The sequence below is a fragment of the Achromobacter sp. GD03932 genome (genome assembly GCF_029839485.1).
GTDB lineage: Bacteria > Pseudomonadota > Gammaproteobacteria > Burkholderiales > Burkholderiaceae_B > Achromobacter > Achromobacter bronchisepticus_A.
Window position 1 is genome coordinate 1 of the sequence record NZ_JAOCAT010000007.1, and the last position, 20,643, is coordinate 20,643.

Sequence of the window (20,643 nt, forward strand, 5' to 3'; positions counted from 1 at the left end):
GCAGTGCGAACTGCTGCTGCCCGCGGACGTGGGCGACTACACCGATTTCTATGCGGGCATCCATCACGCAAGCCACGTGGGCAAGCTGTTCCGCCCCAACAACCCGTTGATGCCGAACTACAAGCACGTGCCCATTGCCTACCATGGCCGCGCGTCCTCCATCTGCGCGTCCGACACGCCCGTGCGGCGGCCCCGCGGCCAGGTCAGGATCGCGGCCGGCGTCGATACGCCGGCCTTCCGACCCTCGGCGCAATTGGACTTCGAACTGGAACTGGCCATCTGGATCGGCCCCGGCAATGCCCTCGGGGAGCCGGTGCCGCTGGAGCTCGCCGCCGGCCACATCGCCGGCTACGGCCTGCTGAACGACTGGTCCGCGCGCGACATCCAGGCCTGGGAATACCAGCCGCTGGGGCCCTTCCAGGGCAAGAACTTCGCGTCCACGGTTTCGCCCTGGATCGTGACCAGCGAGGCGCTGGCCCCGTTCCGCCGCGCCGCGATGGCGCGCGGCGACGCCGATCCCGAACTGCTGCCCTACCTGCGCGACGCCAGGGATGCCGCCAGCGGCGGACTGGAGATCGCGCTGCAGGCGTGGCTATCCACGCCGCTCATGCGCGAACGCGCGCAGGCGCCGCGCCAGCTGTCGGCATCCGACGCCCGCCACCTGTACTGGACGCCCGCGCAGATGGTGGCGCAGCACACGCTGGGCGGCTGCAACCTGCGCCCCGGCGACCTGCTGGGCTCGGGCACCATCTCCACGCCCGACGACAGCGGCCACGGCAGCCTGCTCGAACTGACGCACGGCGGCACGCAACCCATTACCCTGCCCTCGGGCGAAACCCGGCTGTTCCTGGAGGCCGGAGACGAAGTCACCCTGACGGCCCATTGCAGCCGCGAGGGTTTCCAGCGCATCGGCTTCGGCGCAAGCCGCGCGCGCATCATCGATTGACGTTCAATACCAGGCATCCCGCTAGACCTGGAGACGGCCGGCAAGCCGGCGGCACACAAAGGAGGAATGACATGAAGAAGATCCTGGCAGCAAGCATGATGGTCCTGGCAAGCGCAGGCAGCGCCCCCGCGCTGGCGCAGGACTTTCCCAACCATCCGATCCGCCTGATCATCCCGTACTCCGCCGGCGGCGTCACCGACGTGGTCGGCCGCGCCCTGGCCGAGCAGTCCGGCAAGCGCCTCGGCCAGACCGTGGTGATCGAGAACAAGACTGGCGCCAACGGCACGCTGGGCGCGACCCAGATGCTCAACACCGCGCCCGACGGCTATACCGTCACCATGGTGCCCATCGGCATCTTCCGCATGCCGCACATCACCGGCACGCGCTACGACCCGGTCAAGGACCTGACCTACATCTCGATGATCGCCGGCTACAACTACTACGTCGCCGTCGCCTCGGACTCGCCCTGGAAGACGCTGGACGACCTGGTCGCCTACGCCAAGTCCAAGCCCGACACGATTTCCTACGGCACGCCGGGCGCCTACAGCAGCCAGCACATCGCCATGGTGCAGCTGGGCGAAGCCGCCCAGGCCAAATGGACCCACGTGCCCTACAAGGGCGACGCCGACGCGCTGACCGCCATGCTGGGCGGCCACATCCAGGTGCTGGTCGGCGCCAGCACCATCCTGCCCTACGTTGCCTCGGGCAAGGTCCGCATCCTCGCGTCGCTGGGCGACAAACGTTCCCCCGACCTGCCGGACGTCCCCACCCTGAAGGAAGCCGGCTATCCCGTGGTGCACACCTCGCCCTTCGGCATCGCCGGTCCCAAGGGCATGGACCCGGCCGTGATCGCCAAGCTCGACGGCGCCTTCCGCGACACGCTCAAGGACGAAGCCTTCCTGGCCCTGCTGCGCCAGTCCGGCGTATCGCCGCAGTACATGGATACAGCGAACTACACCAAGGCCGCCCACGCCAGCGCGGAAACCGAGCGTGAGGTGATCAAGAAGTTGGGGAATATCATGAACAAGTGAGGTCCGGACAAAACCAGCGTCCGTCCCTCCCCGCAGCGGTTCACGCGCCCGATACAATCACGGGCATGAATTCCGCAACGCAAAACACCGCCGCCGACGCCCACCCGGGCCACACCCCCATGATGCAGCAATACCTCCGCCTGAAAGCGGAGGCCGGTCCCTTGCTGCTGTTCTACCGCATGGGGGACTTCTATGAAATGTTCTACGAAGACGCGGAGCGCGGCGCGCGTCTGCTGAACCTGACGCTGACCAAGCGCGGCTCGTCCAACGGCACGCCGATCCCGATGGCCGGGCTGCCGGTGCATGCCATGGAGCAATACCTGGCGCGGCTGGTCGCCATGGGCGAGTCCATCGCCATCTGCGAGCAGATCGGCGACCCGGCGACGTCCAAGGGTCCGGTCGAGCGCCGCATCGTGCGCATCGTCACGCCCGGCACGCTGACGGACGATGCACTGCTGCCGGCCAAGGCGGACCGCGCACTGGCCGCCGTGTTCGTGGGCGGCACCGCGCGCGCGCCGCGCGCGGGGCTGGCCTGGCTGAACCTGGCCAGCGGCGAATTCCGCGTGACCGAATGTGCGCCGGCGCAGCTGGAATCCGAGCTGCACCGCATCGCGCCGGCCGAGATCGTCTGCGCCGACAGCGCCGAATTCGATTTCCCGTTCGAAGGCGCGCGGGCCCGCGTGCCCGATTGGCACTTCGAAGCGGACAGCGCGCGCGCGCACCTGCTGGCGCATTTCAAGACCGATACGCTGGCGGGCTTCGACATCGAAGACATGCCGGCCGGCATCTGCGCCGCGGGCGCGCTGCTGCGCTACGCCGCCCGCACCCAGTCGCAGGCCCTGGCCCACGTGCAGAGCCTGTCGGCGGAACGCCCCGGCCAGTACGTGCTGCTGGACCCGGTCACGCGCCGCAACCTGGAGCTGACGCAGACGCTGTCGGGCGAAGATTCGCCGACGCTGTTCTCGTTGCTGGACGGCTGCCGCACGCCCATGGGCAGCCGGCTGCTGCGCCGCTGGCTGCACCATCCGCTGCGCGAGAACGAACAGGCGCTGGCGCGCCAGCAAGCCATCTCGGCGCTGCTGGCGGGCCGCATGGACATGGAGCAAACCTTTGGCGCGGCCGGCTTTGGTTCGGCCGGCCTGCTGGAGTCCTTGCGCAGCGCATTGAACGCCTTCCCGGACATCGAACGCATCGCCGCCCGCCTGGCGCTGCGTTCGGTGCGCCCGCGCGAGCTGGCCAGCCTGCGCGACGCGCTGCAAGCCCTGCCGGCGCTGCGCGACCAGGTCGAGCCGATGGCGGATTCGCCGCGGCTGGGCGAACTGGTCTCGCACCTGTCGGTGGACCCGGCCCTGGCCGCCCTGCTGGTGCGCGCCATTGCCGCCGAACCTGCTGTCGCCATCCGCGACGGCGGCGTGCTGGCGGCGGGCTTCGACGCCGAACTGGACGAGCTGCGCGGCCTCGCGGCCGACGGCGGCGACTTCCTGGTGCAGCTGGAAGCCCGCGAGCGCGAACGCACCGGCATCAGCAACCTGCGCGTGGAGTTCAACCGCGTGCATGGCTTCTACATCGAAGTCACCAAGGGCCAGACCGCCAAGGTGCCGGAGGACTACCGCCGCCGCCAGACGCTGAAGAACGCCGAACGCTACATCACCCCTGAACTCAAGACCTGGGAAGACAAAGTGCTGTCCGCCCAGGACCGTTCGCTGGCCCGCGAGAAATGGCTGTTCGAGCAATTGCTGGACGTGCTGGCCGAGCACGTGCGGCCACTGTCGGATTGCGCGGCCGCCTTGGCCGAACTGGACGCGCTGGCCGCCCTGGCCGATCACGCGCGCCGCCACGACTGGATCGCGCCCGAACTGTCCGAACAGGCCGACATCGACATCGATGCCGGCCGCCACCCGGTGGTGGAACACGCCATCGAGCGCTTCACCCCCAACGGCTGCCGTCTGGAGCCGGCGCGCCGCATGCTGCTGATCACCGGCCCGAACATGGGCGGTAAATCGACCTACATGCGGCAGGTGGCGCTGATCGTGCTGCTGGCGCGCATCGGCAGCTTCGTGCCCGCGTCGCGTGCCCGCATCGGCAAGATCGACCGCATCTTCACCCGCATCGGCGCGGCCGACGACCTGGCGGGCGGCCGCTCGACCTTCATGATGGAAATGACCGAGGCGGCCGCCATTCTGTCGGCCAGCACGCCCAACAGCCTGGTGCTGATGGACGAGATCGGCCGCGGCACGTCCACCTATGACGGCCTGGCGCTGGCCTGGGCCATCGCCTGCCGCCTGCTGGCCCACAACCGCGCGCTGACGCTGTTCGCCACCCACTATTTCGAGCTGACCCGCCTGCCGGCGGAACAGCCGGCCTCGGCCAACGTGCACCTGGCCGCGGCCGAATCGGCCGGCGGCATCGTGTTCCTGCACGAAGTGCGCGAAGGCCCGGCCAGCCGCAGCTACGGGATCCAGGTGGCGCAGCGCGCGGGCGTGCCCGCCGCCGTGATCCGCCAGGCCTCGCGCGAGCTGGAGCGCCTGGAGGCCCAAGGCGCGCCCACGCCGCAGCTTGGCCTGTTCGCGGCCGCGGCTGACGCCGACGCCCAGGCCTATGCCGAAGCCGACCGTTCCGACGACCTCGACGCCCTGGACGCCCTGCGCGAGGAACTCGCCGCCATCGACCCCGACAGCCTGACCCCGCGCGAAGCGCTGGACGCCCTCTATCGCCTGAAGAAGCACCTGCAATGAACCTCGACCATCCCTTGGCCCTGCTGGGCAACCAGAGCCCCAACGACTTCATGCGCCGCTACTGGCAGCGCAAGCCCCTCTTGATCCGCCAGGCCATCCCCGGCTTCAAGCCGCCGGTCACGATCGCCGCCATCAAGAAACTGGCGCGCCGCGACGACGTGGAGTCGCGCCTGATCTGGCGCGAGAACGGCGAATGGCAGATGGAGAACGGCCCCTTCGCGCGCCTGCCCAAGGACAACGAAGGCGACTGGACCCTGCTGGTGCAAAGCGTGGACCTGCACAGCGATGCCGCATCCGAACTGATGCAGCTGTTCCGCTTCATCCCCGACGCGCGTCTGGACGACGTGATGATCAGCATCGCCAGCCATGGCGGCGGCGTGGGTCCGCACTTCGACAGCTACGACGTGTTCCTGCTGCAGGCCGCCGGCGAGCGCGAATGGCGCTATGGCCGGCAGAAGGACCTGTCGCTGGAACCGGGCCTGCCGCTGAAGATCCTGAGCCGTTTCGAACCCGAAGAGACGGCCGTGCTGGCGCCCGGCGACATGCTCTACCTGCCGCCGCAGGCGGCCCACGACGGCGTCGCGGTGGGCGACGGCTGCATGACCATCTCCATCGGTTTTCGCGCGCCCACGCAGGCAACGCTGGCGCGCGGGCTGCTCGAAGCGGCCGCGGACCAGGTCATGGCGCGCGTCGGCCTCCTGGGCGGCCCCTATGGCGAGCCCGCCCTGCCCGGTCCGAAGCTGTCGGCGGTCTATCGCGACCCCGGCCAGCCCGCGGTCGAGACGCCCGCCGCGCTGCCGGACGCGCTGGTGGCCGCCACGCTGGAAACCGTGGAAAAGCTGCGCTTCGACGACGCGCTCGCCTCGCGCTTCCTGGGCTGCTGGCTGACCGAGCCCAGCAATCTCAGCGTGTTCGACGCTCCCGAAGGCATGGACGTGGACCTGGAAGAAGACTGGCCTGCCGCGGGCCGGCTGGTGCTGGACCGGCGCAGCCGCATGCTCTATCGCGGCAAGCAGCTCTTCATCAATGGCGAGACTGCCATGGTGCCCGCGGACGCCGCCCTGCGCACGCTGGCGGACGCGCGCAGCCTGGATTGTTCGGATCCGTCCTGCGCCCGCCTGACCGACGAAGCACGCTCCTGCCTGGCGGATTGGCTGGATTCCGGCTGGATCCGCTACGTCGCGGCGTAGCATCCCGACACGGCCCCGTATCAGTCCTGTACAGAAGGAAATCAGGTCTGATACGCGGGACACATCAAGAAAGAGATAACACGAAGCTGAAAGGTTTGTTGCCGTTGGGATGCGACCTTTTTAAATTTCATACGCGTTGCGCCCGCGTGTTCCTGTAGCCTGACCTCTGGTTTCCCCTAATGGGGTTTCAAGAGTCGTCATCTACAGGAGTCTAAAAATGATGAGCAAAACCTTGATTATTGCCTCGGTGCTGGCCGTCGCGCTGAGCGCCTGCAACAAGAAGGAAGATGCCCCGGCGCCCGCGACCAACCCCGCTCCGGGCGCAAGCACGCCCGCCCCCTCCACGACGCCCCCGGCCACCTCGCCGGCTCCGGCGCCCACGCCCAACACCACGCCGGGTGGCGGTTCGACCACCCCGGGCGGCTCGACCACGCCCGCGTCCTAATAAAAACTCAGCGACGAACCCCCGCTCTGAGGACGCAAGAAAAAGCCCCGGCTTTGCAGCCGGGGCTTTTTTGCGCCCGGAGGGCATATGCGCAAGGTGCGGCAAACGCACGCCCTCGCGGCGCGAAGCTCGCCCTCCCTGCGGCACGCAAGAACCTCAAAGCGTGTCCGACAAAAAAAGAGGCCCCCGCAGGGGCCTCTCTTGTGCGGGCCTGCGCGTGAGCGCAGAACCGTCTGGTCTTACATCTTGTCCTTCAGCACGCTCAGCAGACGCTGGGCGGTGGCGCTATTGTCGCGCGCGCCATTGGCATCCAGCACGGTCACCACGGTCTGGTCGCCGCTGGCGGCCAGGTGGATACGGTACTGAGGCGCCTCGGCCTTCTTGTCGCCCGAGAACATGCGGCTGAAGAAGCCCGGCTGCTCGATCTTTTCGCCCGTGTCGGTGTCGACATAGCGGACGAAGTAGTCGCCAGCGGAGCGGTCGCGGTCGTCCACGGCGAAGCCGCCGCCATCCAGCGCCACGCCGACACGGCGCCAGGCGCGGTCGTACGATTCGGCAACGAGCAGCGAGGCGCCCTGGGCGCGGACGTCCTGCTGCACGGCGGGTTTCTGCGGCGCGGCCTCGGCCTGCTGCACCAGCTTGCGGGCGTTGTCGACGTCGGAGCCCAGATAGACCATCATGCGCGCCAGCATGGCGGCGTTCAGGCCCGGGTCTTCCTTGCCGTTCTGCCATTGCACCTGCATGCCGTCGGCGCCGACGCGCTTCTCAAGCATCTGGCGATGGCTGACGTAGACCTCGGTGTGGCCGTTCACGCGTTCGACGCGCGTACGGAATTTCTCGCGCTCGCCGCTGTCCCAGGCCGACTCCAGCACCGCGCCCAACGCTTGGCGCAGCCAGCTTTCCGGGATCTTGGCGCGGTTTTCCGCCCAGTCGGTTTCGATCAGGCCTGCGCTCGGGTTGTTGCTTGCCACGGTGAAACCGCTTTCGGTCCAGAAGTCCACCAGACGCGGGAACACGTCTTCGGGAGCACGGTCCACGACCAGCCAGCGCAGGTCGCCGTCACGCTCGACACGCATGTCCTGGCGGCCGGGGAGCACGTTGCTGGTCTTGGGCTGGGAAGCTTGCGCCTGGCCCTGTTGCTGGAACTGCGAATAAGTGGTGGAGCCCGAAGCCGGCGCGCGATAGCGCGGATCGCTGTTGGCCTGGGTCAGGTCGGGGGGAATGCTGAGCGGCTCCCCACGCTGGGTGACGGCGCTCTTGTAGTTGACGGACTCTTCATTGCCCAGGAATTGATTGACCTCACTGCAACCGGCCAACAACACCAGAGACATCAATGCCGACAAACCGGCATGACGCTTGTTCATACGTATCCTCACGATATTTAGAGCAGGCCCGTTTCCTGGAGCGCGGCGCGCACGGTCGCGTGGTGCTGCGCCCCCAGTTCAACCAGCGGCAGCCGGTAGCCCAGTGCGCTGCGGCCCATTTCGGCCAACGCCCACTTGACGGGGATGGGGTTGGCTTCCACGAACAAAGCCTTGTTCAGACGCGCCAGGTACGCGTTAAGTTCACGCACCTTCGGCACATTGCCGGCCAGGGCGGCGGCACAGAGCTCACGCATGAGCTTGGGCGCCACGTTGGCCGTAACGGAAATATTGCCGCGCGCGCCCAGCAGGATCAGGGCGGCGGCGGTGGGGTCATCGCCGCTGAAGACCTGGAAGCTGGCCGGCGCTTCGCGCAGCAGCAGGCCGCCGCGGGCGATATCGCCCGTGGCGTCCTTGATGCCGATGATGCCCGGCACCTGCGCCAGGCGCAGGACCGTTTCGTTGCTCATGTCGGCAACGGTACGGCCCGGCACGTTGTACAGGATGGTGGGCAGATCGACGGCTTCCGCGATGGTGCGGAAGTGACGGTACAAACCTTCTTGCGAGGGCTTGTTGTAATAGGGAACGACCGACAGGCCAGCCTGCGCGCCCACGGCCTTGGCGTGGCGCGTCAGGTGGATGGCTTCGTCGGTGGAGTTGGCGCCCACGCCGGCGATGACCGGAATGCGGCCCGCAGCGTGTTCGACCGCAACGCGGATCAGCTCCGCATGTTCTTCCATGGAGACCGTGGGCGACTCCCCGGTGGTGCCGACCACCACCAGTGCGTCGGTTCCTTCCTGGATATGCCAGTCAATCAGCGACCGGTAGGCCGCGTAGTCCAGACTGCCGTCGGGCTGCATGGGAGTGACCAGAGCCACCATGCTGCCTTGGAAATTAACGCCTGCGGCGGTTGCAGGGGATGCCATAAATGTAGGGCTCCAAAACCCCGTGGCGGGATGCCCCAGGGCCAGAATCAAAGAAACCGTTAAGTTTAACGGATATTGGCTGAAATCCTACAGAAACCACTGGACGATGGTCGTCCCCAGGGAGAGTACCGGCCGCATCAATAGCCAGAGCACATCCGTCACCAGCAAGATGACGACGATCACCAGGCCATACGGCTCTATTTTCGAGTATTGCCAGGCCAGGCGGTTGGGCAGCAGGCTGAAGAGGATGCGTCCCCCGTCCAACGGCAGGATGGGCAGCAGGTTCAAGGCCATCAGCACCAGGTTGACGTTCACGCCGGCCACGGCCATTTCGAACCAGAACGACTCCTGCAGGCCGGACTCCAGGAAGATGCGCAGCGAAAACGCCCACAGGACGGCCATGAACAGGTTGGCGGCGGGTCCCGCCAGCGCCACCCACAGCATGTCCTGCTTGGGCCGGCGCAAGCGGCCGAAATCCACCGGCACGGGCTTGGCCCAGCCGAACAGCATGCCCGGACTGCCCAAAAGCTTGGAGGCCAGCAGGATCGCCACCGGCACCAGCAGCGTGCCGACCGGATCGATGTGCCGCGCGGGATTCAGGCTGACGCGTCCAGCCTGATAGGCCGTGGGGTCGCCGAACATCCGCGCGACGTAGCCGTGCGCGGCTTCGTGCAAGGTGATGGCGAAGATGACCGGTATCGCGTAGACCGCAATGGTTTGGATGATGTCATTCATGGCGAACCGGATTGTAGATGAGCCGCGCGCCGGCGCATGCCGGCGTGCAGGTCGGCGCGGCGGGCGCGCTCAGGCAAGACCGAGGGTGGCAGGATCGCCGCGTCCGACGCGCACAACCACCGGGTCGTCGCCGGTGAGGTCGATCACGGTGGTGGGCGATTGCGGGCAAGCGCCCGCGTCGATGATGGCCGCCAGGGAGTGCTCATAGCGTTCGCGGATTTCTTCCGCGTCGTTCAACGCTTCGGTCTCGTCCTTGGGGATGAGCGTGGTGGACAGCAAGGGCGCCCCCACCTGCTCCAGCAGGCCCAGCATGACGGGATGGTCCGGCACCCGGATGCCGATGGTCTTGCGCGACGGATGCGAAACGCGGCGCGGCACTTCCTTGGTGGCTTCCAGGATGAAGGTCCAGGGTCCCGGCGTCGCGGCTTTCAGCAGGCGGTACTGGCGGTTGTCGACGCGCGCGAAGTGGCCGATTTCGGCCAGGTCGCGGCACAGCAGCGTGAGATGATGGCGTTCGTCCAGGCCACGCAACCGCCGCAGTCCGTCGGCGGCGTTCTTGTCGTCCAGCCGCGCGACCACGGCATAGCTCGAATCGGTAGGCACCGCGACCAGCCCGCCATCGGCCAGCCATTGGGCCGCCTGCTTCAGCAGGCGCGGTTGCGGATTCGCGGGATGAATATCGAAATACAAGGCCATGGGTTTATCCTAACACTCTTGAAGGCCGCTCAGTACAGAGCGGCGATGCAAAATGGCGGGAACGCCGACCCGCCCGGAGAAACAGTATGCGCCTTGATGACTCGCGCGAAAGCGACAATGTGGAAGACCGCCGCGCAGGCGGCCCACGCATCGGCGGCCGCGGCACCATCGGCATAGGCACGATCGTGCTGGCCCTGGTCGCCATGTATTTCGGCGTGGATCCCAGCGTGGTCCTGCAAATGGCCGAAGGCCCGCCCGTGCAGCAACAGCAGGGCCCCGCCACCCGTCCGCCCGCCAACGACAAACAGGCAGTGTTCGTCTCGAAGGTGCTGGGCGAAACCGAAGACACCTGGAGCGCCATTTTCCAGAAGGACCTGAACCGCCAATATGTGGCGCCCAAGCTGGTGCTGTTCCGCGGCGCCACGCCCACGGCCTGCGGCACCGGACAGTCGGCCATGGGGCCGTTCTACTGCCCGGGCGACAGCAAGGTGTACATCGACCTGGCGTTCTTCGACGAATTGCAGAACCGCTTCAAGGCGCCGGGCGATTTCGCCCAGGCCTATGTCATCGCGCATGAGGTCGGCCATCACGTCCAGCATCTGCTGGGCATCTCGGACCAGGTGGACAATCTGCGCCGCCGCAATCCTGCGCAGGCCAATGCCCTGTCGGTGCGCATGGAACTGCAGGCCGACTGCTTCGCCGGCCTGTGGGCGCAGCGCGCCAACGCGGCGCGCAACATCCTGGAAAGCGGCGACGTGGAAGAAGCCCTGACCGCCGCCACCGCGATCGGCGACGACCGCCTGCAAAAGCAGAGCCAGGGCTATGTGGTGCCCGACTCCTTCACCCACGGCTCGTCGGCCCAGCGCGTACGCTGGTTCAAGCGCGGGCTGGAGAGCGGCAGCATCAAGCAGTGCGACACGTTCGGCGCCAGCTCGCTATAGCCGCGTGAACAAGCCCCGATGCGCCGCTGGTTGCGCTGTACATCCATACAGCACAACGGGCGGCGCAGTCTTCATCTTGTAAGATTACGCCCCCTCGCAGTGTTGCGCGTGCGCCCGCCGCCGCGCGGCGTTTGCCAGGCGCGCTGCCCGGCGCGCGCATTTCCAAGACCCTAGATCAGTTCCATGGCCAACAAGTTCGAACCGTTAATCACCGTTGATGAGGTGCAAGAGATTCTTGCCGAACCCAAGGAAACCGTAAAACCGATCGCCTGGGTCCCCAAGCCCGCCGCCAGCAATCTCCAATGGATGGAATTCGCCTGTGCCTGCCGGGTCAAGGGTGAAGTGCGCGAAGACGTGATCTTCCGCGCCACCTATCGCGGCGCGCGCACGGCAGTGCATGGCCAGGCCACCATTTTCCTGGCCGAGGCGTTCTGCGCCAGCCTCTTCGTGGGTCCGCACCGCGTGTTCGGCGTGGACACCGACGACTCCTTCCATACCAGCCTGGTGGGCGAAGGCCGGCCACAGTACCGCAAGCCGCTTGCGGACCGCAGCCATGAACACATCTGGGTGGACGATGGCGAAGGCTACGCCGAGCCCATCGTGCCTGCCCTGCAGAATATCGGCGCGCTGATGCAATACTTCCTGCCGCGGGCGAACCTGACGCTCACCGGCGGATTCGCGCATCCCCTCAAAGGCCGCCAAATCGAACTGATCCTATGAGCACTTTCCTGGAAGCCTCCGGCTGGACCGTCCTGCCGGCGGGCGAGCACGCCATCCGCGCCATATCGCCCATGACCCTGGGCCTGGACGGGCAGCATGCGGCCTTCTTCATCGCGCATCCCGACGAGTCCACGTTCTACCTCACCGACGCCTGTGAGACCGCGATGCACGCGTCCAGCTATGGCATCGACCTGGCGGCCAAGCGCATCGACATCCTGAATGAAACGCCGGGCGTCAGCCTTGCGCACTTCGACCGCGACGGCGCCATCGTCGCCAGCGGCCCCAACGAACAGCTGCAGGAAGCGCTGTGGGACGCGGTCAAGCTGGCGATGGCCCTGTCGTTCCAGTGCGCCAAGTGGATGCCGAAGTTCAGCCAGCTGCGCTTCCGCGCGCAGGTCGGACGGGCATTGACGGCGGGCGTGGGCGTGAACCGCATGGTCAAGGGCGCGCGCGCCAAGGGCAGCAGCGGCCACACGGCCGATTTCGCCTTCGCCGTGCGCGCCGCCAGCAGCACCGCGCTGACGTACATCGAACCGATCGCCCTGAAGGCCGGCAAGAAAATGGACTGGACGCAGGTCTACCAGACCCACGGCAAGATGTCGGACGTGAAGATGGCGGACGCGCGCAACTCGCGCATGGTCATCCTGGAGGACGGCGCCTCGGCCGAGGAATTCAAGAAAGCCGTGACCATCCTGGAACAGTCCGCGACCGTGCAGACGCTGGCCAAGACGCGCGATTGGCGGGAAGTCTTTTCCGGCTAGGACGGCGTCAGGCTGGCAGGTTGGTCAGGCCGTCGACGATTTCGCGGCCGTGCAGGATCGCTGCATGCACCGCTTCGCGCGGACTGTAGACAAAGCCGCCCTCGGCAAAACGCGGAACCGGATATTCGTCGCCGCCTTCGAGCACGGCGCCTGCCTGGACCACCATCACCGACGCTATGAATACGGGGCCGCTGGATTGCGCCTGAACCTCGGCGTCGGCGCCCCGGGACACTTTGGCCGTCAGCCGGTATCCCTTGTAGATCAAGTTGTTCTGATGCACTTCGGATGCCCTCTTTCTGCGACCCAGCATACCCCGCTTGTCCATGACAGTTCGGATATGTTTTGTAACGTGGGCAGAAAATAGAAACACTGTTGCAGCGCAAGAATTGTGTCCCCGTTTTTTGAGGACACTGCGCGCGAAGCACCTGCGCACCGCATGGCCAGGGTTGGCGCGGCTTGCGGCGCGACGCGGGATGCTGTCGCAACCCGCCGCCGCACAGGTTCACGGGGATTTCCCTAGATCTGTTGCATATGCACACCTTGTTGCGGCTTCAAGCCGCAACATGGCGGTCCTGCTGCGCAGTCGCCGCGGCCGGCTGCTCACCGGCCGGTCCAAAGAAAGCGGGAAACTGCTTTTCGCCCTTTTTCGTGACGCTCAGCGCACGTGAATCCAGATCCTTGCTGATCCACCCCCGGCACGTCAGCGCCTCCAACAGCGCCGCCCCCAAGGCGCCGCCCAGATGCGAGCGGCGCTCGCTCCAGTCCAGGCAGGAACAGGCGAAGCGCCGCCGGCGTTGGCGCGCCTGCGACACGTCCACGCCTATCTGCGCCAGCGCCGCCTCGCCCAACGGCGTCAGCAGGTAATCGCGCCCGTCCGCCGTAAGCCATTGGCGCGACAGCATGGCGTCATGGATGCGCACGGCCAGCGTGCCCGCCATGTGGTCATAACAGGTGCGCGCCTCCCGCAGCGCCGACGGCGTGCTGGGTTTGAACGGCACGCGTTCCGCGCCAGCCACCACCAGCAAGGCCTCCAGCGCGTGTCCGACCTCGCTGTTGGCCAGGCGGTAGTAACGGTGCTTGCCCTGCACGGCCATTTCCACCAGCCCTTGTTCCCGCAGGCGCAGGAAATGGCTGCTGGCGGTGGAGGCGCCGATGTCGGCGGCAGCCGCCAGTTCGGTCGCGGTGCGCGCGCGGCCGTCCAGCAGCACGCACAGCATGCGGGCGCGGGCCGGATCGGCGATGGCGCCAGCCACGGCGGAAAGATTGATGTCGGCAAACTCGGATTCCATGATTCGTCACAGACCAAAGTGTTGTGTGCAGAGTCAAGCATACTGCGACTCAACACAACAAGACAGCAGCCGGCCTGCCCGGACACCCATGCCCGCATCCCGGAAATTCTTCGGCTGGACAGTGCTTTACGCCACCTTCGTGCTGGCGATCTTCGGCTGGGGCGTCGGCTTCTACGGCCCGCCCGTCTTCCTGCATGCCGTGGCGCAGCGTACCGGCTGGGGCGTGGCCCTGGTATCCGGCGCCGTCACGCTGCACTTTCTTTGCGGCACCGTGGTGGTCGCCAACCTGCCGCGTCTGTACCAGCGCTGCGGCGTGCCGGCAGTCACGCTGGGCGGCGCCGTGCTGCTGGCGTTCGGCGTGGGCGGCTGGGCCACGGCCGCGCAGCCCTGGCAGCTCTACGCAGCTGCGCTGTTCTCGGGCATGGGCTGGGTGACGTTGGGAGCCGCCGCCGTCAATGCGTTGATCTCACCCTGGTTCGTGCGCCGCCGCCCCGCCGCGCTGGGCATGGCCTACAACGGCGCCAGCGTCGGCGGCATCGTCTTTTCGCCCTTGTGGGTTTACCTGATCGGCCAGGCGGGATTTGACCAGGCGGCCTTGTGGGTGGGCGCGGCGATGGTGGCGGTGATCGCCGTGCTGTCGCGCCAGGTGTTTGCCCTGACACCGCAACAGCTCGGCCAAGAGCCGGATGGCGCTTGCACTGCGACGCAGGCGCCGGCGGCTGCGGCAGGCATCGCCCCGCCCGCGCCGGTGGCGGACCTGTGGCGCAACCGCGCCTTTCTCACCTTGGCTGCCGGCATGGCGCTGGGCCTGTTCGCCCAGATCGGTCTGATCGCGCATCTGCTGTCCCTGCTGGCGCCGCTGCTGGGTGCGCAGACTGCCGGCCTGGCAATGGGCCTGGCCACGGCCGCGGCCTTAGGCGGGCGCACGCTCGTCGGTTGGCTGATGCCTGCCGGCACGGACCGGCGCAAAGTCGCCTGCCTGGCCTACGCCATCCAGATCGCCGGTTCGTTGATTCTGATGTTGGCCGCCGAGCACGCCTGGGCCATCTGGCTGGGCGTTCTGCTGTTCGGCTCAGGCATAGGGAACGCGACCTCGCTGCCGCCGTTGATCGCGCAGACAGAGTTCGCCCGCGAAGACGCACAACGTGTGGTCCCGCTGATCGTCGCCATGTCGCAAGGCGCCTACGCCTTCGCGCCCGCGTCGTTCGGCATGCTGCGGGCATGGTCCGAACAGGCCGGACAGCCGCTGCTCTGGTTCCTGGCGGCGGCGGCCTGCCTGCAGGCTGCCGCCATCGCCAGTTTCGCGTGGGGGCGGATTACTCCAGCCCGCCGCGGCGGGCAACCAGCCCGGCCATGACCGCATCGCCGTTTTCCGCCGCCAGGCCTTCGGCCACGCCGCGCCTGTCGGCAAGCGTGCGGTTTTGACTGACCTTCCATTTGCCTTCGATGCGCGCGATGGGGATCTCCACGCCGACGATGGCACGCATCTGGGCGGTGATGAAATCCGCAGGCGCGTCGGCCACGCGCCAAGGCTGCGCGCGCGCCCTTTCCTGGCTGTCGGTCAGCGCATCCAACTGGACCCGCAGCCAGGCCGGATCATCCTGGATCACCGGCACGCCCCAGGCGTGCACGGCAACGAAGTTCCAGGTGGGCACGACCTTGTGCGTCTCGGCCTTGGTCGGATACCAGGACGGCGTGACGTAAGCCTGCGGCCCATGGAAGACGACCAGGCATTCGCGGCCTGCAGCCAGGTCGGCAAGCTGCGGATTGGCGCGAGCCACGTGCAGGCGCAATACGCCATGCGGCCCCTCGGGATAGAGCAAACAGGGAATGTGGTTCGCCATCAGCCCCCCATCCCCGCTGGTCGTGAGCACGCCCAGGGGGTGGGCGCGGATGAATTCGTGCTGGACTTCGGGCGAGTCTTCGCGAAAGGCGGACGGCAGATACATGGCGGGTTCGGCGGTAGCGGCTGAAAACCACAACATACCGCCATCGTGGCTCCATTTCCAGGACCAGCCAAGGCTATTTTCATGGAGCCAGAAGCATCAGACCGGCAAGGGCTTTTCCAGCAGGACGGTAGTGAAGCCGCTGTCCCATTCCTCGTCAGGATAGGTATCGATCTCGGCGTAGCCGTGCTTGCCATAGAACTGGCGGCTGCGCATGTTGAAAGAATCCGTCTCCAGCCGCGCGCGTGCGAATCCCGCGCCCTGGATCGCCGCTTCCATCCATGCCAGCAAGGCGCCGCCAACGCCCTGCCCTTGCCTTGCGGGATGCACGTGCAAGGCCCAGATGAAGTCGTTCTCCCAATCCGCCATGCCTGCCAGCACGCCGTCGATTTCGCACACCATGAAAAGACTGCCCCTGGCGCTCACATACTGGGCCGTCTTGCCGCTGGCGCGGAACTGCTGGTCCCTTTCCGCCGTCATTTCCGGCATCCATGTGCTTTCGTAGGTGCGCATCAGCAGGTCTTCGAGCATGACTGCGTCCTCAGGGCGGGCCCGCCTGATCATGAATTTCTGTTGTTGGTCCGTCATGCGCGGCAGTGTAGCAATGCCCGCCGCGGCCGCCGGGCAAAGATGCGCGCGCTTATCGTCGCACGCGCTCGTATGCCTGGTTCATGCGATCCCGCGCCCCGGTTTCGTTGGCGTAGGCGCGATCATAGTTGTCCAGGCAATCCTGGGTGGGATTCGGCCACTTGATCGCGGCGATCGCGGCGGTGAGCTCGTCGCGGGCCCGTTGCCAGTCCTTGACGGCGGCATACCATTGCTTGGCAGTGTCCATAGTTGTCTCCCTATGTTCACTCGTCCATCGTAGTCCCGCGGCGGCTTTCCGCGGCAGCTATTACGGCTTACCCGCTATGGAGCCTTCGACGCCCCCTCGATCCTTTGTTTCAGTTTTCCCAAAATGGAATTCTGCTTTGCAACGAAACGGGGTGTCCATCCGAGCCAAAGCGGGAAATCCGGCGCGAAACGGGGCAATAATTGGGCCGCCCGCGGCGCGCGCACGGTCTTTCCATCTGCAGCCCGGGCGCCATTTTCAGGAAGAGAAGAATATGAAGATCCGTCTCGCTCTGGCCGCCTGCTGTGCAGTGATCGGCCTTGCCGGCTGCACCAACCTGCCCAAGCCGCAGAACTATTCCACGTCCCTGGGTGAAAACCAAAGCCGGCTGAAACAGGATCCCGACTGGAGCGCCGGCATGGTCTGGGTTCGCCCCGGCCCGCCCATCGGCAGCCAGTACCCGAAAAAAATCATCCTGGAGCCGGTGCAATACATCCAGGGCGACCGGCCGGACGAGCTGGACCTGAAGGCCGACAGCGCCATGCGCGAGCGTGTGCTTGCCTACCTGAATGAAGCGATACGGCGCGAGTTCGAGCAAGCCGGCTATCAATTGCTGACCCGGCCTGCGCCGCACGCGCTGCGCCTGAGCGCGGCCATCACCGGCACCTTCCGCAACGAGCGCGACCCCAGGATTACCGAGTACATCCCCATCGGTTTCGTGATCGGCCAGACCGTCAAGGCGGCCGGTTACCGCGATCAGTCCGCGCGCCTGCTGCTCGAAGCCGCGCTGCGCGACGCCAACACCAACGAACTTCTGATCACCTCGCTGGGCACCGTCACGGGCGGCAATCTGCCCGCCGACCGCAAGCCCACCGTGGACGACGTGCGCAGCGCCATCGACGATTGGGCGCACCACGCGCGCGAACAGTTCGACCGCATCTGGCTTGAGGACAGGCCCGAAGCTGGCTAGACCGCGCATCAGCACAGGAAGGAGTGTCCTATCAGCTATCAGTGTTGATGGGCCCTGATCCATCAGGGCGGAACAGAACGGGCTAAAGCGGGTCGAATCCATCGCATTTTTCACCTGAAAATCACGATGTGATGAATATTGACGTCAACCCTCACTTACCCAGTGCCACGGCTAATGCTACTGTTCCGCCTGTGCAAGGAGTACATGCAATGGATCAGAAAACCAAGCCCTGGGCTTTTCCCAAGCCGCATCCGGAAAACACCCCGCGGGGCGAACGCAACAAACAGGAGTTCGACGCTCCTGCCCAAGACCCGAAACCCGCGCCCAAGCCACGCGCGAAGAAGGAGACGCCGGCCGCCAGCCGGGCTCGCACATGAGCCCGGCCGGGCGCCCCGACCCGCTCCTCGAATAAGCTTATCCCGCCTGCCCATGGCCCTGCGCCCGCATTCGCGATCGACGGCGCTCGTATCGCGGAATCCAGTATGGCCATGATCGCCGATCCGTCGCTGCGAGGCAGCGGCAAGATTACCGGAGTGTTCTTCGACCCAGCAGGGGAAATCGCGGCCGTGGCCTCCGAGTTTCCCCTGCTCGCGCACCCTCGCGCCCGCGCGGCCTATGGCGGCCAAACGCTGCGCTATCGCGTGGCGCTGTACCGCCGCGGCAGCCACATCCCGTTCGCGGCGTTCGACGAGCTGCGCCATCCCGTCAACCACGTCGCGTTCCATCCCGACCAATCGGTGGTCGCGATCGGCACCGGCCGTTATGACGGCGGCTATCTGTTCGAAGGCGACCTGCAGGTCTGGGACTGGCGCAGCGGACTCTCCCGCCGGTTCTTCCACGACATCCCCGAAGTTGCGCATTGCGCCTTCGACCCCGCGGGCGACGGGATCGAGGCGTGGGTGCGGCCCTGGGACGAGGAATGGGAAGGCCTGCCCGAGGATCCGCCCGACGCCGCGTTCAGTACGCTGTATATCGTGCGCGCGCCCTACGGCGAAGCAACCTGGTCCGATGCCGGACCGCGCGAACTGGAACTGTCGAGCGACGCCATCGCGCCGGCAGCAGATTCCCCCGCGCCTGCACCTGAATCCCGCCTCGCGCAATGGCTTGGGCTGCCGCAACTGGCGAGCCACAACGCCATCCACGATCTTGCGTGGCTGGACGCCAAGCGCATCGCGGTGGCGCATGGCGGCTGCCTGCTGGAAATCCACGGCGTCGAAGACGGCTTGATCGCCGCATACTCCGGCGCCGGCCATGGCGCCGAGATCATCCGGGCGGCAGGCATCCATGTACACGTCGTGGAGCCCTCGACGCGGCCCGACATGAAGTGGCGCCAGGATTCCCGGCTGTATACGCTGACGGACAAAGGACTGGACCTCGTCGGCGAATACGACGGCGAATACACGTTCTCGGCCTCGTCACAAGGCGTAATGCTGGGCCGCAGAAACCGCATCCCCGCTACCAGAGGCGCACGCGACCTGCTGCGCGACCTGGGCTCGGGCGCCGAACTGCGCGTGGACCTGGGCCATTACGACTGCTTCAATCACTACATCCGCATCAGCGGCGCGCCGTCGCCGTTCTGTGTGCAGGGCACGCCTGCAAGCTCCCATGAGGCCAAACGCCTGTGCATGGTCATGCCCGACGGCCAGATCAAACCGCTCTGGCCGGTGCTCAAGGCCAATGGCAAGCCCGACAGCCACGCCATGGAGCTCAGCGGCTGCTATGTCGAAGACGCGCAAGGCGCGGGCCTGGTCATCAGCGGGCGGCACTACTCTCCCGCCGTCAGCGCCGCCTGCGCCGGCTTCATCTATCGCAAGCCGCTGGACCGTGACCGCGAACGCTGGCGGCATCCCACCACCGCCTCGGCCAGCGCGGTCGTCTTCATGCCCGGCCCCGGGCTGGTCGCCGCCGCGTTCCTGGACGGCGGGCTGCTATTGCTGGATGCCGCTTCGGGTGAAATCCAATTGCGCGCCCGGATGCGGCTGGAAGGCCTGCCTACGCTGGTCTTCGCCCTCGATGCCCACGAGGAAAAGCTGGCTCTGGGAACGGCCGATGGCCGGATCGCCATCATCACGGTCGGCGAACTGCTGGCGCGCGGCGCGGCGCAGGAATGGGTGGAAATCGGCTAAGCGTAATCCCCTAGGCCGGCGGCGCTAGACTGCCGCTATCCTCGCGGACGTGTATCTCCGCGACTCCCCATGACCCCTCGTCTGGATCTGTATACCCTGCAGGTGTTCCTGGCCGTGCTGGAAGAAGGCAGCATCGCCGCCGCCGCCGCGCGCGAACATATCGCGCCATCGGCGCTATCGAAGCGCCTGTCCGAACTCGAACGCGTGCTGGACGTGCCGCTGTTCCAGCGCCATGCGCGCGGCGTGGAACCGACCAGCGCCGCACGCGCATTGGCGCGGCGCGCACGCGCGCTACTGCATCAAACCCAGGACCTGGCCGCCGAAATCCGCGATTACTCCGCCGGCCTGCGCGGCCGGGTGCGCGTCGCGGCCAACCTGTCTTCGATCGCGCAGTTCCTGCCGATGGAACTGCGCCGCTTCCTGACCCAGCACCCCAACGTGCAGATCGACCTGGAAGAATCCGTCAGCGCCGGCGTCACCCGCGCGGTGATCGACAACGCCGCCGACATCGGCGTCTATACCCAATCCGACGACGAAAACGGACTGGACATATTTCCCTACCACCGCGACGTCATGGCGCTGGTGGCGCCATCGGGGCACCCCTTGTCGCGACGCCGGCGGGTCTCTTTCGCCGATACGCTGGATTACGACCACGTCGGAATGCACCGGGGCAGCGCCGCGAACTATCTGTTCACGCGCGAAGCCGCTTCCATGAACCGTTCCCTGCGGCTGCGCTTCCAGGTCACCTCCTACGACGCGCTGGTGTCCATGGTGCGCGCGGACCTGGGAGTCGGCATCGTGCCCACCGAGGCCCTGTCCGCCTATGTGTGCGACGAGCTCTGCATCATTCCGCTTACCGACGCCTGGGCGCAGCGCCAACTGAAGTTGTGCGTGCGCAGCAATGAATCGCTATCGGGTGCCGCCAGGCTGCTGCTGGATCATCTGATCGCCGAAGCCGCAAAGCAGCAATAGGACGCGCGGGCCGACCCGGGC

22 protein-coding genes are annotated in these 20,643 nt (G+C 66.6%); 13 read left to right on the forward strand and 9 right to left on the reverse strand.

What is annotated here, in order from left to right; translation table 11 throughout:
- The 5 genes from fahA to N5C88_RS08265 all read left to right on the forward strand — a co-directional run.
- Positions 1–946 (forward strand): fumarylacetoacetase (gene fahA / locus N5C88_RS08245; protein ID WP_280015123.1); only part of this gene is annotated, 946 nt, incomplete at its 5' end.
- 71 nt (positions 947–1,017) lie between these two features.
- Positions 1,018–1,977 (forward strand): tripartite tricarboxylate transporter substrate binding protein, encoded by a 960-nt coding sequence (locus tag N5C88_RS08250; protein WP_280015124.1) that lies wholly within the window; start codon positions 1,018–1,020, stop codon positions 1,975–1,977.
- 65 nt (positions 1,978–2,042) lie between these two features.
- Positions 2,043–4,712, forward strand: a complete 2,670-nt coding sequence (gene mutS / locus N5C88_RS08255; RefSeq protein WP_347881386.1) for a DNA mismatch repair protein MutS — start codon at positions 2,043–2,045, stop codon at positions 4,710–4,712.
- The gene (locus N5C88_RS08260; RefSeq protein WP_280015125.1) at positions 4,709–5,902 is read left to right on the forward strand and encodes a cupin domain-containing protein; all 1,194 of its coding nucleotides are present in this window, start codon (positions 4,709–4,711) and stop codon (positions 5,900–5,902) included. The genes mutS and N5C88_RS08260 overlap by 4 nt, the downstream gene beginning before the upstream one ends.
- A 217-nt stretch (positions 5,903–6,119) precedes the next feature.
- Positions 6,120–6,347: an endopeptidase gene (locus tag N5C88_RS08265; protein ID WP_118933176.1), complete on the forward strand. Its 228-nt coding sequence runs from the start codon at positions 6,120–6,122 to the stop codon at positions 6,345–6,347.
- Between the two features lie 239 nt (positions 6,348–6,586).
- On the opposite strand, the gene bamC is transcribed toward N5C88_RS08265, so the two are convergent.
- From bamC to N5C88_RS08285, 4 genes are all read right to left on the reverse strand, one after another.
- A complete protein-coding gene (gene bamC, locus N5C88_RS08270) occupies positions 6,587–7,711 on the reverse strand; it encodes an outer membrane protein assembly factor BamC (protein ID WP_280015126.1) in 1,125 nt (374 codons plus the stop codon).
- Between the two features lie 17 nt (positions 7,712–7,728).
- Positions 7,729–8,634: a 4-hydroxy-tetrahydrodipicolinate synthase gene (dapA, locus tag N5C88_RS08275; RefSeq protein WP_059371940.1), complete on the reverse strand. Its 906-nt coding sequence runs from the start codon at positions 8,632–8,634 to the stop codon at positions 7,729–7,731.
- An 87-nt stretch (positions 8,635–8,721) separates the two neighbouring features.
- Positions 8,722–9,369: a site-2 protease family protein gene (locus N5C88_RS08280; RefSeq protein ID WP_059371937.1), complete on the reverse strand. Its 648-nt coding sequence runs from the start codon at positions 9,367–9,369 to the stop codon at positions 8,722–8,724.
- A gap of 69 nt (positions 9,370–9,438) precedes the next feature.
- The gene (locus N5C88_RS08285) at positions 9,439–10,065 is read right to left on the reverse strand and encodes an L-threonylcarbamoyladenylate synthase (RefSeq protein ID WP_059371935.1); all 627 of its coding nucleotides are present in this window, start codon (positions 10,063–10,065) and stop codon (positions 9,439–9,441) included.
- Positions 10,066–10,151: 86 nt separating this feature from the next.
- On the opposite strand from N5C88_RS08285, the gene N5C88_RS08290 reads away from it, so the two are divergent.
- The 3 genes from N5C88_RS08290 (at position 10,152) to N5C88_RS08300 (ending at position 12,487) form a co-directional block, all read left to right on the forward strand.
- Positions 10,152–11,006, forward strand: coding sequence for a neutral zinc metallopeptidase (locus N5C88_RS08290; RefSeq protein ID WP_059371933.1), 855 nt, complete (start codon positions 10,152–10,154; stop codon positions 11,004–11,006).
- A gap of 183 nt (positions 11,007–11,189) precedes the next feature.
- Positions 11,190–11,726, forward strand: a complete 537-nt coding sequence (locus N5C88_RS08295) for a hypothetical protein (protein ID WP_054453268.1) — start codon at positions 11,190–11,192, stop codon at positions 11,724–11,726.
- A complete protein-coding gene (locus N5C88_RS08300; RefSeq protein WP_059371932.1) occupies positions 11,723–12,487 on the forward strand; it encodes a DUF1828 domain-containing protein in 765 nt (254 codons plus the stop codon). The genes N5C88_RS08295 and N5C88_RS08300 overlap by 4 nt, the downstream gene beginning before the upstream one ends.
- A gap of 7 nt (positions 12,488–12,494) precedes the next feature.
- Here N5C88_RS08300 and N5C88_RS08305 read toward each other — a convergent pair whose 3' ends face one another.
- Entirely contained in the window at positions 12,495–12,767 is a 273-nt protein-coding gene (locus N5C88_RS08305; protein WP_054453716.1) for a hypothetical protein, read from the reverse strand.
- A 271-nt stretch (positions 12,768–13,038) separates the two neighbouring features.
- Positions 13,039–13,776 (reverse strand): helix-turn-helix transcriptional regulator, encoded by a 738-nt coding sequence (locus tag N5C88_RS08310; RefSeq protein ID WP_280015127.1) that lies wholly within the window; start codon positions 13,774–13,776, stop codon positions 13,039–13,041.
- Positions 13,777–13,864: 88 nt separating this feature from the next.
- Here N5C88_RS08310 and N5C88_RS08315 point away from each other — a divergent pair, with 88 nt between their 5' ends.
- On the forward strand, positions 13,865–15,133 hold the full coding sequence (locus N5C88_RS08315; protein ID WP_280015128.1) for an MFS transporter: 1,269 nt from the start codon (positions 13,865–13,867) through the stop codon (positions 15,131–15,133).
- On the opposite strand, the gene N5C88_RS08320 is transcribed toward N5C88_RS08315, so the two are convergent.
- The 3 genes from N5C88_RS08320 to N5C88_RS08330 all read right to left on the reverse strand — a co-directional run bounded on the left by N5C88_RS08320 (position 15,093) and on the right by N5C88_RS08330 (position 16,557).
- Positions 15,093–15,725 carry an FMN-binding negative transcriptional regulator gene (locus N5C88_RS08320; RefSeq protein ID WP_280015219.1) on the reverse strand — a complete coding sequence of 211 codons (633 nt, stop codon included), beginning with the start codon at positions 15,723–15,725 and terminating at the stop codon, positions 15,093–15,095. The genes N5C88_RS08315 and N5C88_RS08320 overlap by 41 nt on opposite strands.
- 96 nt (positions 15,726–15,821) lie before the next feature.
- Positions 15,822–16,310, reverse strand: a complete 489-nt coding sequence (locus N5C88_RS08325; RefSeq protein WP_280015129.1) for a GNAT family N-acetyltransferase — start codon at positions 16,308–16,310, stop codon at positions 15,822–15,824.
- 52 nt (positions 16,311–16,362) lie between these two features.
- Positions 16,363–16,557: a hypothetical protein gene (locus N5C88_RS08330; RefSeq protein WP_054453278.1), complete on the reverse strand. Its 195-nt coding sequence runs from the start codon at positions 16,555–16,557 to the stop codon at positions 16,363–16,365.
- Positions 16,558–16,828: 271 nt separating this feature from the next.
- Between N5C88_RS08330 and N5C88_RS08335 the strand changes: the two genes are divergently transcribed.
- The 4 genes from N5C88_RS08335 (at position 16,829) to N5C88_RS08350 (ending at position 20,622) form a co-directional block, all read left to right on the forward strand.
- Positions 16,829–17,524 carry a DUF3313 domain-containing protein gene (locus N5C88_RS08335; protein WP_059371924.1) on the forward strand — a complete coding sequence of 232 codons (696 nt, stop codon included), beginning with the start codon at positions 16,829–16,831 and terminating at the stop codon, positions 17,522–17,524.
- 209 nt (positions 17,525–17,733) lie between these two features.
- The gene (locus N5C88_RS08340) at positions 17,734–17,901 is read left to right on the forward strand and encodes a hypothetical protein (RefSeq protein ID WP_165867876.1); all 168 of its coding nucleotides are present in this window, start codon (positions 17,734–17,736) and stop codon (positions 17,899–17,901) included.
- A gap of 105 nt (positions 17,902–18,006) precedes the next feature.
- Entirely contained in the window at positions 18,007–19,650 is a 1,644-nt protein-coding gene (locus tag N5C88_RS08345) for a hypothetical protein (RefSeq protein WP_280015130.1), read from the forward strand.
- Between the two features lie 69 nt (positions 19,651–19,719).
- Positions 19,720–20,622, forward strand: a complete 903-nt coding sequence (locus N5C88_RS08350; RefSeq protein ID WP_059371919.1) for a LysR family transcriptional regulator — start codon at positions 19,720–19,722, stop codon at positions 20,620–20,622.
- The last annotated feature ends 21 nt before the right edge of the window (positions 20,623–20,643 follow it).

Bases quoted from the DNA above. Each gene is read 5' to 3' on its own strand.
- N5C88_RS08250 (WP_280015124.1), top strand. From the start codon at position 1,018: ATGAAGAAGATCCTGGCAGCAAGCATGATGGTCCTGGCAAGCGCAGGC.
- mutS (WP_347881386.1), top strand. From the start codon at position 2,043: ATGAATTCCGCAACGCAAAACACCGCCGCCGACGCCCACCCGGGCCAC.
- N5C88_RS08260 (WP_280015125.1), top strand. From the start codon at position 4,709: ATGAACCTCGACCATCCCTTGGCCCTGCTGGGCAACCAGAGCCCCAAC.
- N5C88_RS08265 (WP_118933176.1), top strand. From the start codon at position 6,120: ATGATGAGCAAAACCTTGATTATTGCCTCGGTGCTGGCCGTCGCGCTG.
- bamC (WP_280015126.1), bottom strand. From the start codon at position 7,711: ATGAACAAGCGTCATGCCGGTTTGTCGGCATTGATGTCTCTGGTGTTG.
- dapA (WP_059371940.1), bottom strand. From the start codon at position 8,634: ATGGCATCCCCTGCAACCGCCGCAGGCGTTAATTTCCAAGGCAGCATG.
- N5C88_RS08280 (WP_059371937.1), bottom strand. From the start codon at position 9,369: ATGAATGACATCATCCAAACCATTGCGGTCTACGCGATACCGGTCATC.
- N5C88_RS08285 (WP_059371935.1), bottom strand. From the start codon at position 10,065: ATGGCCTTGTATTTCGATATTCATCCCGCGAATCCGCAACCGCGCCTG.
- N5C88_RS08290 (WP_059371933.1), top strand. From the start codon at position 10,152: ATGCGCCTTGATGACTCGCGCGAAAGCGACAATGTGGAAGACCGCCGC.
- N5C88_RS08295 (WP_054453268.1), top strand. From the start codon at position 11,190: ATGGCCAACAAGTTCGAACCGTTAATCACCGTTGATGAGGTGCAAGAG.
- N5C88_RS08300 (WP_059371932.1), top strand. From the start codon at position 11,723: ATGAGCACTTTCCTGGAAGCCTCCGGCTGGACCGTCCTGCCGGCGGGC.
- N5C88_RS08310 (WP_280015127.1), bottom strand. From the start codon at position 13,776: ATGGAATCCGAGTTTGCCGACATCAATCTTTCCGCCGTGGCTGGCGCC.
- N5C88_RS08315 (WP_280015128.1), top strand. From the start codon at position 13,865: ATGCCCGCATCCCGGAAATTCTTCGGCTGGACAGTGCTTTACGCCACC.
- N5C88_RS08320 (WP_280015219.1), bottom strand. From the start codon at position 15,725: ATGTATCTGCCGTCCGCCTTTCGCGAAGACTCGCCCGAAGTCCAGCAC.
- N5C88_RS08325 (WP_280015129.1), bottom strand. From the start codon at position 16,310: ATGACGGACCAACAACAGAAATTCATGATCAGGCGGGCCCGCCCTGAG.
- N5C88_RS08330 (WP_054453278.1), bottom strand. From the start codon at position 16,557: ATGGACACTGCCAAGCAATGGTATGCCGCCGTCAAGGACTGGCAACGG.
- N5C88_RS08335 (WP_059371924.1), top strand. From the start codon at position 16,829: ATGAAGATCCGTCTCGCTCTGGCCGCCTGCTGTGCAGTGATCGGCCTT.
- N5C88_RS08340 (WP_165867876.1), top strand. From the start codon at position 17,734: ATGGATCAGAAAACCAAGCCCTGGGCTTTTCCCAAGCCGCATCCGGAA.
- N5C88_RS08345 (WP_280015130.1), top strand. From the start codon at position 18,007: ATGGCCATGATCGCCGATCCGTCGCTGCGAGGCAGCGGCAAGATTACC.
- N5C88_RS08350 (WP_059371919.1), top strand. From the start codon at position 19,720: ATGACCCCTCGTCTGGATCTGTATACCCTGCAGGTGTTCCTGGCCGTG.